This is a genomic window from Rhodococcus sp. IC4_135 (assembly GCF_011602025.1).
Taxonomy (GTDB): Bacteria; Actinomycetota; Actinomycetes; order Mycobacteriales; family Mycobacteriaceae; genus Rhodococcus_F; species Rhodococcus_F baikonurensis.
This window is the reverse complement of the sequence record NZ_JAAOLG010000067.1, coordinates 1-12,176: the sequence shown is the minus strand read 5'-3', so window position 1 is coordinate 12,176 and position 12,176 is coordinate 1. Positions and strand designations below refer to the sequence as shown.

At 61.6% G+C, this 12,176-nt stretch carries 9 protein-coding genes and 4 pseudogenes; 5 read left to right on the top strand and 8 right to left on the bottom strand.

The annotated features are described in order from the left end of the window. Positions 1-466: 466 nt before the first annotated feature. The 4 genes and pseudogenes from G8767_RS34330 to G8767_RS34320 all read right to left on the bottom strand — a co-directional run bounded on the left by G8767_RS34330 (position 467) and on the right by G8767_RS34320 (position 3,409). The gene (locus G8767_RS34330) at positions 467-1,174 is read right to left on the bottom strand and encodes an IS6 family transposase (protein WP_070161960.1); all 708 of its coding nucleotides are present in this window, start codon (positions 1,172-1,174) and stop codon (positions 467-469) included. A gap of 348 nt (positions 1,175-1,522) precedes the next feature. Beyond that, positions 1,523-1,675 (bottom strand): SDR family oxidoreductase, encoded by a 153-nt coding sequence (locus G8767_RS36440; RefSeq protein ID WP_003945965.1) that lies wholly within the window; start codon positions 1,673-1,675, stop codon positions 1,523-1,525. A 25-nt stretch (positions 1,676-1,700) separates the two neighbouring features. Further along, positions 1,701-2,251, bottom strand: a pseudogene (locus G8767_RS34325) (SDR family oxidoreductase). Positions 2,252-2,455: 204 nt separating this feature from the next. Beyond that, positions 2,456-3,409 carry a hypothetical protein gene (locus G8767_RS34320; protein ID WP_206030026.1) on the bottom strand — a complete coding sequence of 318 codons (954 nt, stop codon included), beginning with the start codon at positions 3,407-3,409 and terminating at the stop codon, positions 2,456-2,458. 811 nt (positions 3,410-4,220) lie between these two features. On the opposite strand from G8767_RS34320, the gene G8767_RS34315 reads away from it, so the two are divergent. Further along, positions 4,221-5,303, top strand: coding sequence for a GGDEF domain-containing protein (locus G8767_RS34315; protein ID WP_050794093.1), 1,083 nt, complete (start codon positions 4,221-4,223; stop codon positions 5,301-5,303). Here G8767_RS34315 and G8767_RS34310 read toward each other — a convergent pair. Then, a complete protein-coding gene (locus G8767_RS34310) occupies positions 5,280-6,062 on the bottom strand; it encodes a hypothetical protein (protein WP_073513797.1) in 783 nt (260 codons plus the stop codon). The genes G8767_RS34315 and G8767_RS34310 overlap by 24 nt on opposite strands. A gap of 281 nt (positions 6,063-6,343) precedes the next feature. Here G8767_RS34310 and G8767_RS34305 point away from each other — a divergent pair, with 281 nt between their 5' ends. Then, on the top strand, positions 6,344-8,476 hold the full coding sequence (locus G8767_RS34305) for an Rv1355c family protein (protein WP_037132517.1): 2,133 nt from the start codon (positions 6,344-6,346) through the stop codon (positions 8,474-8,476). Between the two features lie 487 nt (positions 8,477-8,963). On the opposite strand, the pseudogene G8767_RS34300 reads toward G8767_RS34305, so the two are convergent. Both G8767_RS34300 and G8767_RS34295 read right to left on the bottom strand, forming a co-directional pair. Continuing rightward, a pseudogene (locus G8767_RS34300) lies at positions 8,964-9,854 on the bottom strand (YihY/virulence factor BrkB family protein); the annotation flags it as partial. Further along, positions 9,823-10,140 (bottom strand): annotated as a pseudogene (locus tag G8767_RS34295) (hypothetical protein); the annotation flags it as partial. The pseudogenes G8767_RS34295 and G8767_RS34300, both read right to left, overlap by 32 nt. A 148-nt stretch (positions 10,141-10,288) precedes the next feature. Here G8767_RS34295 and G8767_RS34290 point away from each other — a divergent pair. Together G8767_RS34290 and G8767_RS34285 are read left to right on the top strand one after the other, a co-directional pair. Then, positions 10,289-10,885 (top strand): AAA family ATPase, encoded by a 597-nt coding sequence (locus G8767_RS34290; protein WP_308252570.1) that lies wholly within the window; start codon positions 10,289-10,291, stop codon positions 10,883-10,885. After that, a pseudogene (locus G8767_RS34285) lies at positions 10,833-11,093 on the top strand (integrase core domain-containing protein); the annotation flags it as partial. The gene G8767_RS34290 and the pseudogene G8767_RS34285, both read left to right, overlap by 53 nt. Positions 11,094-11,507: 414 nt before the next feature. Here the strand turns inward: G8767_RS34285 and G8767_RS34280 are convergent. Next, positions 11,508-11,897 carry a hypothetical protein gene (locus G8767_RS34280; protein WP_003945960.1) on the bottom strand — a complete coding sequence of 130 codons (390 nt, stop codon included), beginning with the start codon at positions 11,895-11,897 and terminating at the stop codon, positions 11,508-11,510. A gap of 100 nt (positions 11,898-11,997) precedes the next feature. Between G8767_RS34280 and G8767_RS34275 the strand changes: the two genes are divergently transcribed. Further along, positions 11,998-12,176: helix-turn-helix domain-containing protein (locus G8767_RS34275; protein WP_166814113.1), on the top strand; the 179-nt coding region annotated here is incomplete at its 3' end.

Below are 12,176 nucleotides of genomic sequence, written 5' to 3'. Positions count from 1 at the left end.
GCACGATGGATAACGAGGTGGAAGCCCGCTCTGAACGCGTTTGCGATCACGTTCGCCGATCGTTGGCCGGGATCGGAAACTTACTGATGGAAATCCGCCGAAACACCGTTAAAGAGATAGACCCACCCCGAGACCGGAACCGGCTCACTCGGCAACATCTTCGGTAGCCTCTCCTGACCTGAGGTTCCACACACAAAAATCAGGCGCACTCTCCACGCGGAGAGTGGGCCTGATTTTTACGTGACTGCGAGTGACGATGGATCTTTTCGGCCGCGTCGTGCAGAAGTATCGCCTGACAAGGATCGGAGTCGATTGCGTTGTGAGGCATTACTTTCGTGGGTTGTTTCCGGTTCGTCGAGCTGCAGTATCGTCGCACTGGCACTGGCACTGTCACGTTAGTCGAAAAGTATAGCGGCGCGGCTGGTTTGGGGCAGGACGCTACGGCACGCCGCCGGGACGTTCACTTTCAGGCGGCGGCATCGGTGGCGGTGACTTCCTGCCAGACCGTGAAGCGGTCGGCCATCTCGGTCCGCCATTCGGGCGCAGAGAGTCTGTGCCGGTTGGGCCGGAAATGCGGTGAGATGCCCGAGAAGGCGGACAGGAATCGTTGCGCGTGCCCGGTTGATGTGAAGCGTTTCATCGCACGTTCTCGCTGCCTGGTGGGTTGATGCGAGTTCTCGGCTCGATTGTTCAAATACTTCGACCTGCGATGCTCGACCGAGGCCAGCATCTCGCGGTGCGCCACCTGGTAGCTGGCGAGCTTGTCGGTGACGATCACTCGCGGCACATACTCCAGCCTTTTGAGCAGCTTGCGGAAGAACCGTTTGGCCGCCACCGCATTTCGGCGGGCCTGGACCAGCACGTCGAGCACGTTGCCGTCCTGGTCGACCGCCCGCCATAAGTAATGCAGTGTGCCGTTGATTTTGATGAAGACCTCATCGAGGTACCACTTGTCACCGGGCCGGGCCCGCCGTCGGCGCAGCTGGTTGGCGTAGGCCTGCCCGAACTTGGCGCACCACCGGCGGATCGTCTCGTAACTCACCACGACACCGCGTTCGAGCATCATCTCCTCCACCTCACGGAAGCTAAGCGGGAACCGGAAGTACAACCACACGCAGTGGTTGATGATCTCGACCGGGTAGCGGTGGCCCTTGTACGACAGTGAGGTGCTCACGCCACATTCTCCCAGTTTCCCGCGTTCAACAACGTGACAGTGCCGTAGACACGGCTACGAAAGCTGCGGCGACTTCACACGCATGTACTCACGCAGCTCGTCGTCTCCGGTACCCGGGCAGCATTGTCAGAGCCATCGGCGCCGCATGGTCCCCGTTACTTTGGTGCCCAAATGTAATCGAGCTTGACGCAGTCGACCAGCCTCGACAAGTCCGTGCCTGTGCCCTCTCCGAGAGCGTGAAGAGGGGTTGCCTCGGTCTCCGGATTGATCGATGACGGCGGATTGGTGAGCCGATGAGGAGTGAGCGGCAATCCCTCACGGAAAGTGGGCCAGAACTAGGGGTTGTTGTCAGCGATCGAGCAATACGCGGCGGCTCGCGGCGATGGGACTCTGCGCGGTGAGACCCCCGTCGAGTACCAGCGTTTGACCGCTCATGTATCGGGACTCGTCCGATGCGAGGTAGACCATCGCCCAGCCGATGTCCTCGGGATCACCGATCATATCGAGGGCGTTGTGTTGCCGGATTTCATCGATGACCTCTGCGGGGACGTTGTCGCGGAAGGACGGGTGTCATGACCGCACCCGGAGCAACAGCGTTGCAACGGATTCCTTGCTTACCGTACTGAGTGGCAATGTATTGGGTCAGGCGAATGACAGCCGCTTTCGCTGCGCCGTAGGCGCACTGGAGAGTATCCCCAGCGAGACCTCCGATCGAGGCGGTGTTGATGATCGAACCGCCGCCGGCGACGAGCGTATGTGGCAGCGCCAATTGTGAGGTGACTACCGTGCTTCGGGCATTCAACGCCATCGTCCGGTCCCACTCGTAGAGGTCGAGGCGCAACAGGTCGAGATCCTTACGCGGGTTGCTTCCGCCGACGTGGTTGCACAGAACATTGATACCGCCGAATTCGGTGGCAGCGCGGTCGATCATGGTGGCTACTGATTTTCGTCCATCACGTCGACCGCGATACCTACGGCGCGATCCCCGACCTCTGAGCGGGAGGTTTCGGCAGCAGTATTCGAGGCGGCGTCCCCGTCGAGGTCAGCGATCAGGACACTTGCGCCCTCTGTGACCATGAGCTCGGCGGCGGCGCGCCCGATCCCGCTCGCGGCTCCGGTGATGACGATTTTCTTGCCAGCAAGGCGATTCATGAGAGTTCCTCTCGCAGAAGTCGTACAGAATAAGGTGCTTGTTCTCACTGTGCCGCCCCGAGCCTCACAGTGCCGCCCGAAAGTATTACGGGCGGCACTGTGTCGGGGCCGGGTGCGCCGTGGAGTCTGTCAGTGGGAAGCGTGTGCGGGCGAAGTCGTCGGCGTGGGCTTACGCAGATGGGTGAGTACAAGAAGGACCACCGTCAACAGGAGCCATCCACCCAGGATCAACAGCCCGTGGCCGATCCCCGTGCTTCCGAAGTAGACGATCGAGCGTGCTGCGTCCATCGCTCCGGCGCCGATCCAGAAGTGACTGAGACCGGACCAGAATCCGGGGAGAAAGTCCGCTGGGAAGGCTGCGCCTGCGCTCGGGAAGTTGAGGAAGATCATCAACAGCATCACGATCATGATCGCCGTCTTACCGAACACGCGGTTGGCGAGAATACTGACCAATCCGACGGTGAACGTGTACGTGAAGATCACAGCCAACAGGCCGAGATTTTCGACGAAGGATGCTTCGTAGAACCCGACGAAGATGGCGGAGACAAAGTACGACACCATCACGCCGATGACCGCCATCACCGCGAGCACACCGAGTTTGACACGCAGCTCCATCGCCGGAGCAACCTGCGCGAGCACGGTAATTGTCAAGTAGCCGATGATTGTGCACACCACCAGCAGGTAGAACAGTGCAGAACCCGTCGGGTCGTCAGCCGCGAGAGGTGCATGATCGATGATATTCGCCTGCTGCCCCTGGGCAGCTGCCAGCGGCTGGGCCAATCCCTCGACAGCCTGAACCCGCATCGGCCCTTCGGCGGAGGCGATGTGGACGTTCATCGGCGTCCCCAGTTCGATCACGCCGGCGATCTCGCGGCCTTGCAGTCGCTCCAGTGCTGCTGCGGTGTCCGTTGTGGTCGCGAGGTCGAACTTGTCCCCGACGTTCGGCGCGAGCTGTTCGACCAAGGCCGACGTGGCGGACTGCGGCCCAGCGACCACGACCCCGACATGATGCGGCGTCGGGCTGTGGAACGCGCTGACATAGCAGAGCGCGAACATCACAGCGAAGAAGATGGGGAACACCATCGCCTCGATGACGGGCCGCCACAAAGTGCGGCCGGGCGCAGCGTGGGTCGCCGGAGCATTTGCATGCTCCAGGAGGTGAGTGGGCGCGATAGGTTCGCTGAGTATGGGGCAGCGGTGAACGAGCCGCCGCTACGGCGGGTTTTCGTCAGAACTTTACGAAACGTCGATTCCGGATCACCTGTGTTGCACGGAAAACGATTGCTGCGCCGGAGGTTACGTCGACCGCCCGAGTGCGTTTCCGGGAACCTCCTGTCCTACGGCGGTACGGGATGAAGCGATGAAACCGGCGGCGAGAAGGAGTGAAGGGTCGATTGGTAGGCGGCCGAACGAGGGGAGGGCATAAGGGGCTCCGTTCACCAGTACAAGGCATGAGCGCCAGGAACGCAAAACTAAAACCTGCCCTTCTGCCGGGCGTCATTGCCGACGTTGTGGGGCCGGGGCGATTGCAGCGAATGCGATCCAGGGGCGTCGAGATTGAGCGCTTCGACGAAGGAGCCTCCACAAGAACGGATCGGACACTCCCTGCGCTGAAACGATCGGGAGTGATTCTCGTGCGGTGTGGCCGAGATAACGAGACATGTGCTGGACGGGGAAACTTGACGTGTAACGCACATATGAGGTGAAACGATGTGCGCCGGCCTGCTGTTTCGCCCGTCCTCGCCCCACTTAGTCACAAAACTGAAAATTGTCTACCTTAACCGTGAGGAATATACTTTACGGTTTTTCCGCTATGGTGGGCGGAGTGAGGCCACATGGGCTGTATGCGAGATATGCCAGGTTTCGGGCGCGGACGGATGCGCGGTCGTTGGCTGTGCTCTTGAGCACGGGCGGAGCCCTTCCCCTGCCGGTGATCGCGCTGTTGTCTCCGGCGCTCCTTCGCGCGGGAGCGGGCCCGTACCTCGTCGGTATCTGGGCGAGTACGTTGGCGATCTTCCTTCTGACGCTGGCCGTAGGTCGGTTGTCGGATCGAATGTTTTCCGTCGTGGGTTTGATCGGGATGGTGGGTATCGCTGTATCCGCGTATCTGGTCACCGATCCGCTGGCGGCCCGGGGCATCGTCACTCTGCTCTCGGCGATACCTGCTATCGCGGCGATGGCGTCGAGTCGACGGGTCATCGTCGGGCATACGATCGTCGCGATTGCACTGGCCTGTGCGGTAGCGATTGTCGTGGCCCACGGATTCGCTGCTGCTCTGGTGAGCTGCACTGTGTCGGCGACGGTCATTTGGTTGCCGGTGTTCATGATCGGTGCCTTGCGCCGCTCTCTGGTGTTGACCCAAGCGCGGTACCGGGAGTTGGCTCATACCGATCCGTTGACGAATCTGCCTAATCGCCGAGGATTTCTCGATCGTATCGAGCGGTATCACCGCACCTCCACGGTCAGTTCCGCGCAGGTCGGTTTCCTGATGATCGATGTCGATCATTTCAAGCAGATCAATGATCTGTTCGGGCACAGCGCGGGGGATCAGACCCTCCGCAGTGTCGTTGCGGCCATCACGCGGACGGCGACTGCGCGAGTGCTGATCGCCAGGTCCGGCGGCGAAGAATTCGTCGCATTCTTCGCCGCCGCGGATGTGGACGACGTGATGACTCTCGCCGAACGGATCCGAGCGTCGGTCGCCGAGTCCTGCGACGTGACGGTCAGTATCGGGGCGATCTACTGCACCCTCGACGATCACGCTGGCTCCCCGGACATGTCGTTGGGGGAGTTGACTGATCTTCTGACCCATCGTGCCGATGCCCTCATGTACGCCGCTAAAGCAGAGGGACGAAATACGGTTCGGTACCAACACCTTCCGCCGTTGAGGGTGAACATGGTGCATGGGCAGCACAGTGATGTCAGCAGGCCCGCATTGTTCGAGATCACGACATCAGCGACCGACCCTGTTCACTAGCGAAATCACGGCGGCGCTGTGAACACGGGTCGTTTGCTCGTGCACTGTGTTTTTCGTCGTGATCGGGCACAGTGTCCGGTGCTCGGACCACATCAGTGGCCACACCGCAGGATCAGCGTCGGCACGCAGCGATCGACGATCCCACCACATCATGCGAGTGCGATAACGCGCATCGGGATACGCGGCCGCCGGTATCCGTACATCGACCCTGCCTCCGGAGGATTCCCACCTGCTCAGCACGTGGTCAGCGGCAGTGGCCAGCACGAAACGAGACTGCAGTCGCTCCATCGTCGGCAACGCCACCCTCGCCAGTGCAGCAGACAACTTTCCGGCGTATCGCGACCCGGGGGATACCCACGCCGATTTCATTTCCACCACCCCCTCGGGGATTCGGGCAGCGATTGTCTCTCGAACAGCGTCCAGGGCGCGGTTACCCGTCCATTCGACCATCGCATGGGACTGACTAGCGCAGACGTATGGTCCCTGTGCGCGTACCCCGCCCACGACCACCCCGTCGCCGTCGACGAGAGCGTAGAACAGTGAGGTCGAAACACCGTCTCGCACTGCCGGCACATCCAAGGCTGCTTGCGCTCCGTGACGCCTGTAGGACTCCCACGCACCGGACAAGTATTCGTCCCACAGATAGTCGTCCGTCGCGGGATACGAGAGGACCAATCGGACACCGTCGGTGCCGGGCACCTCGACAGCAGCATGACTCGCCTCGACGCTGCCGCGTGTGTATTCGGTGATCACTGTCATCACATTTCCCCTTTGTTGAAGAAGTCCGGACCTGCGCCGCTGGCAGCCGGAATACCGCGCGTACCACCCAGGCGGGTCCGCGCTCGCTGATTGTCCGCTGACATGCCGGCTCGAGCCTCCCGACACCCGCCGCTGCGTCGTCACCCCACCCTGGTGAGCAACACCTGGCGCAAGGAGTGCTTGGATGGAGGGGACGGACGAGTGATCAAGGCCCGCCGCGCAACTGAGAAGCGGAAGGGATCGTGATGCAGGACTTCTCCGGTACAGACCAAGCCTCGGCAATGAACGAGACAACGGAGCGGCGGGTGGAACTTTTCGACGAATCCGACCCGGCGCAGATGCAGCGGGTGAGCGCACTGCGCACCTCCGGAGCAAGGGTTCTCGACACACTGGCCGAGCAACGACAGTCGCTGCTCGATCTCCGCCCAGAGTCCGACGCCGACGAGATCGCCGAACCCTCGCACTGGATTTACTACCCGTGGCGCCATACCTTGGTCCGTCTGCTCGGCCCCAGCGGGTTTCGTCGTCTGCGGCTCGATCGCAACCGCAACAAGATCACCAGCGAGGAACAACGCGCACTCTCACGGCTGCGCATCGGGATCGTCGGACTCAGCGTCGGCAGCGCCATCGCCCATGCTCTTGCTCTCGAAGGCGTCGTCGGCTACCTCCGTCTGGCGGACTTCGACGACCTAGACCTGTCCAACCTTAACCGGCTTTCGGCCACAGTCCTCGATCTCGGCGTCAACAAGGCAACTCTGGCTCGACAACGCATCGCCGAACTGGACCCGTACCTGCCCGTCGACGCCTGGACCGAAGGTGTCGACGAAGCGAGCATCGACGACTTCCTCGCCGGACTGGACCTGGTGATCGAAGAGTGCGACTCCTTCGATGTGAAGGTCCTCGTTCGCGACCGGGCGAGGCAGCGGGGCATCCCGGTCATCATGGAAACCAGCGACCGCGGTCTCTTCGACGTCGAACGATTCGACCTCGAACCCGCCAGGCCACTCTTTCACGGGCTGGTCGGAGATCTCGACGCTGCCACCGTATCCGGGCTGAGCGTGCAAGAAAAAATTCCCTTCGGCTTACGCATCCTGCAGGGGGCCGAGATTTCGGCCCGCATGGCCGCCTCGGTCCTGGAAGTGGGCACCACCGTGGCCACCTGGCCTCAACTCGGCGGGGACGTTTTGCTGGGCGGGGCGTCTGTGGTCGCCGCGATCCGCCGGTTCGGTCTCGGTGAGGCTCTTCCCTCGGGGAGGGTGCGCATCGATATCGGTCAGCACCTCGATCAACTGACCGACCCACACATTCCCTCCGACTCGATCGCCTCACCGGCGACAAACGGTTCGCGTCCGATCGATCTGCGAGCACAGTACGACGCGCTCCCCGATACCGAAGCCGTCGCTTTCGCTGCCGCACGCGCTCCGTCGGGAGGTAACTCGCAACCGTGGATCATTCACACGGACGAGACTGCGCTGACTCTGCGTCTCGACGAAACCCGCTCGTCGAGTGTGGATATCGAGTACCGCGGAAGTTTCGTCGCGCTCGGTGCCGCACTGCACAACGCTCGCGTCGCCGCGGCACACCGACATATCCTCGGCGACACCGTCATCATCGGCGACGGTAAGGCGACCTCCGCGCGGATCAAGTTCACTGCCGGCACCGACATCTCGCTCACCGACCAACTACCCGGGATGCTCCATCGCAGCACACACCGCGCTCTGCCCGATCCCGGCCTGCCGCCGTGCGATCCGACGGACCTCGCACACCTGGCGGCGCGTCTGTCCTCCCCGACCGTCGCAGTCCACCTGATCCAGGACGGGGAGACGATCACACGGTTGGCCGAGAACATCAGTGCCACCGACCGCATCCGATTCCTCACCGACACTCTGCATCGAGAGATGATCTCCGAGCTACGCTGGCCACATTCGCGCGACCTCGCCAGTGGTATCGAGGTTTCCAGCTTGGGTATCCCTACTTCAGAACTCGCCGCCCTCGAACTCCTCCGCCGCCCCGACGTGATGGAACAACTGAACAACTGGGATGCCGGGCAAGCGCTCCGAGCACAGACCCGCACCCGCCTGGCCTCCAGCGACGCCGTCGCCGTCATCACTCAGCAGGGAACCGCCGCCGCAGACTACATCCGCAGCGGAGCACGCGCCGAAGAGTTCTGGATACGCGCCCAATCGCTCGGCTACTCCTTACACCCCCTCACACCCGTGTCTCTCTACGCCACCGACGCCGACCACCTGCGCGCCCTCGCGCCGACCCGAGCCCGCGAACTCGCAGCACTGTCGGACGAGCTGACCGCGCTCACCGCACATCAGCCGGGTGAGCATGTAGCGCTCATTCTGCGCATCTTCCGCACGAGCAGTTCTGCCCCGCCGAGCCGACGCCGATCCCAGCGGGAACCGTAATTTTCGGATGACACTCAATGGCAGACCTCTGATTCGCACCGAAACCAGGGCAGTCGAGCGAGGGCAACCCGAGTTTGCCGTACGCGACTGCCTGGTGGGCAACGCACGTATACCGGGCAAGCGGACGCTGCAATCATCTCGAAGGAGGCCGCAAGCCTCGTGTCAGGGTTGAACCGTCGATGACGAAGTCAGAAGGACGGGAAACATGCTCGCTACAGTGCCGTGGCGCAAGCCCTGGCCCGTGAGAGCGGCGAACCACGGACCTGCGAGACCACGTTCATCGACCGCCTCTCCGCTCAGGCCGCTTACCGGCAGCGATGATCACCGCAACGGCAGCGGCACCGAGTGACGCGGCCGTGACGATGTGCTTGGTATTTCCCATAGCGTGCGTTGGGCCGCCGATCGGCATTTCCTTGCGTTTCGGGGTATCGACGTCAGTGCAGACACCATCCGATCCTTCGGCGTGGCCCTCGAAGTTGTGTGCCTGACGCAATTCTCGTCCACGTTCGAGTTCGGAATCGAGCTCTGCGCCGAACAGCAAGGCCAGGTTGGTGATCCACAGCCACAACAGGAACACGATCGCACCGGCGAGGGAGCCGTAGGTTTTGTTGTAACTACTGAAGTTCGCGACGTAGAAACCGAAGATTACCGATGCGAGAATCCACACCACGATGGCCAAGGCGGCACCGCCGCTGATCCATCGAAACTTGGGCTGCTGGATGTTCGGAGGCGCGTAGTACAAAATCGCAACAGCGAGAACGACGAACACCAGTACCACCGGCCAGCGAGCGATGTTCCATACCGTCAACGCGGTATCACCCGCCCCACTCGCATCTCCGATCGCTCGTGCGACAGGACCGCTGACTGCCAACATCACTGCCGCACAACCGATCAATGCCAATGCCGTCACAGTGACGAGCAGCATCGTCGGCCGAAGCTTCCACACCGGCCGGCCTTCTTCGACCTCATACATTCGGTTCAACGCTCGCCCAAACGCCACGAGATAGCCGGAAGCGGACCAGAGCGCGCCCGCGATGCCGGCGATGAGGGCGAATCCCGCGGCAGGAGCCTCCACGTGCTGCTGGACGGGTTCCTTCAAGGTTTCCACGGCAGAAGACGGACCGAGATCGCTCACGATCTGCAGAACCGCGTCGACGGTCGACTGCCCCTGCCCGAAGACGCCGAGGAGTGATACCACTGCCAAGACTGCCGGAAACAGCGACAGCACAGAGTAATACGTCAACGCGGCCGCGAGGTCGGTGCACTGATCGCGCGAGAACTGACGAGCGGTCGCGCGCAGGACGTAAATCCATGACCGCTTCGTCAGTTCGGTGGGGGACTGCGGTGGAGAACGGGGTTTTTCCGGATGCGGTGAAGAAGGAGTCGATGTCGCCTTTGGCGAGGGTGTGGGTGGGTTCGTAGAACTTGCACTGGATCGCGGTGTAGTCGCCGGTGTCGCGTTCGCGGGCGACGAGGTCGATACCGGTGTCGGGCTTTCCCCTACGACCGGGCCAGTCGATCCACCGCCACACCTTCTCGTACTGCTGCGACAGCATCGGGTCGAGCTCGAAGTACCGGACCATCAACTGCTCGAACTTGGTTCCCCGTTCGGAATTCGAGGGTGCTTTACGGAACGCCTCGATGACCTCGTGAACTGAACCCATGAACCCGACCAACCTTTCCGATACCGAACCGTGCCAGGTCATCCTCCCCTGACGCCGTGCGGGGCGCGGCACAGGTACTGGGTAGTCGTGTCGGCTCGGCGTCAACCGGAAATATCGGCCATGCCCAAGTCGCCGCTACGGTATCTCTGTGAGACTGAGCCGAATCGTGGTCAAAAACTTCCGCAATCTCGTCAACATCGACGTGCCACTGACCCGCCACACTGTGATCGTTGGCGAGAATCGGTCGGGCAAGAGCAACCTGTTGCACGCGATGCGCCTAGTTCTCGACAACACGATTTCCGGCGATCAGCGACGATTGCGGCCAGAGGACTTCTGGGAGGGCCTCGCAACCGCAGACGCAGATCCGACCAGCAGCGGCGAGTCAATTGAAGTGTCCTTGGAGGTGACAGATTTCGAGGACGAAGCTTCCGTCGTCGCAACCCTCGGCGACGCTCTCGTGACCGGAAAACCGTTGACCGCCAGGCTCACCTACCGGTGGGAGCCAGATCCGCTGGTTGATGAGGACGTCGTCTACCGTGCGCGACTCTACGGGGGAGCTGACGACCAGCACATCTCAGGCGATGTGCGTGATCGTCTGATCACTGTGTTCATGCATGCCCTCCGCGACGTCGAGAGCGACGTCAAGAGCTGGCGCCGATCTCCGCTTCGAGCGCTTCTCGATCGTCCGTGTCCTGGCCAACAACGGCCTGGTCGGATCGATGGGGCGTGTCGGAGCATGTGGTGACAATGCCTCGATGGAATCGTTTTTCTCGCTCCTGCAGAACAACGTCCTCGACACGAGACGGTGGGGTACCCAGCAAGAACTTCGGATCGCAATCGTCACGTGGATCGAACGCACCTACCACCGACGACGCCGACAACGCGCCCTCGGCAAGCTCACCCCCATCGAGTACGAGATGATCATGACACCAGCGAACATGCTGGCGGCCTAAACGAACGAGTCAACGGAACCTTCAGCAGCCCCGGGATGTGCCGGACACCGTGCTCATCGGCGGTGGCGACGTCGATGAGGCAGAAGATCCACAGGACGATGATCAGTCCGCCCAGATACGGCGTCGGTATTACCTCCCGGTGTTGACGGAGTCGCCAGATTGTGAAGATCTCATTGTAGACCGGGCGGTTTGTGTGAAAGAAGCACCGATCAGCGTGGTAGTCGAAATGTCCCGAGATCGCAGGTCGCCTTCGGACGGTTCGAGCAGCTTGCCGCCGTCACTATCGCGCCGGATCTGACCCGGTACGACGACTGCTTGTCGACAGTCGTCGACGTCCTACGCTCGATAAGTCTCGCCGGACGTGATACTCGGCCGCCACTGGTCACTCTGATCGCTTCGGCCACTGAGGGTCGATCATGGTTGCCTGCCGGCTAAGTCAATGCGTGACCCACCACTGGTATAGAGCGGCACGATCGTTTTCTGGAGACCCGACATATCCGTCCGCGACTTCATTGTCGCTGCTCTCACCACGATGGGTGCCAGTGACGGCTCACCTCTGTCGCTGCAGTCCAGGCTGAGCACGTCCAACACTTTGCCCATCGACTGCGCTGGATATCCGGTTCCTGAACGCTTTGCGAGCTCCCCGTACGTGATCTTCTTACCGCTTTTCGCGACGTCGATGAGGACGGAACGAGCGACATCAAGCGTCGTTGACAGCAATTCCGTGACGGTTACCTCGGCATTGCCCTTCCACGGAATGGTGATGGTCGATTGAGATTTCCACATCGGAGCTTCTACGGTCATTCGTCCTCATTCTCGTTTGCCGGGCAGCGTCGACTTGAGATTCGCTGCTAGTGCCGCGCGCCTAAAATTCTTTGACAGTGCGATTTGAGATACTTCAAGCATGCGGATTAAGCCCCTACTCTTGCGAGACGGCGACGATCTCGAGTTGGCCCGACGACTGCGGTCGAGGTCGATCTCCTCCGGTGCGGCGCAGCGAGCGAGGATTGTTTTGCTCGCATCTCAAGGTGAGTCGAATTCGTCGATCGCGGAACTGGTCGGGGTGTCGCGGCCGACGGTGAT

Bases quoted from the DNA above. Each gene is read 5' to 3' on its own strand.
- G8767_RS36440 (WP_003945965.1), bottom strand. From the start codon at position 1,675: ATGATCGGTGATCCCGAGGACATCGGCTGGGCGATGGTCTACCTCGCA.
- G8767_RS34320 (WP_206030026.1), bottom strand. From the start codon at position 3,409: ATGGTGTTCCCCATCTTCTTCGCTGTGATGTTCGCGCTCTGCTATGTC.
- G8767_RS34310 (WP_073513797.1), bottom strand. From the start codon at position 6,062: ATGACAGTGATCACCGAATACACACGCGGCAGCGTCGAGGCGAGTCAT.
- G8767_RS34305 (WP_037132517.1), top strand. From the start codon at position 6,344: ATGAACGAGACAACGGAGCGGCGGGTGGAACTTTTCGACGAATCCGAC.
- G8767_RS34280 (WP_003945960.1), bottom strand. From the start codon at position 11,897: ATGACCGTAGAAGCTCCGATGTGGAAATCTCAATCGACCATCACCATT.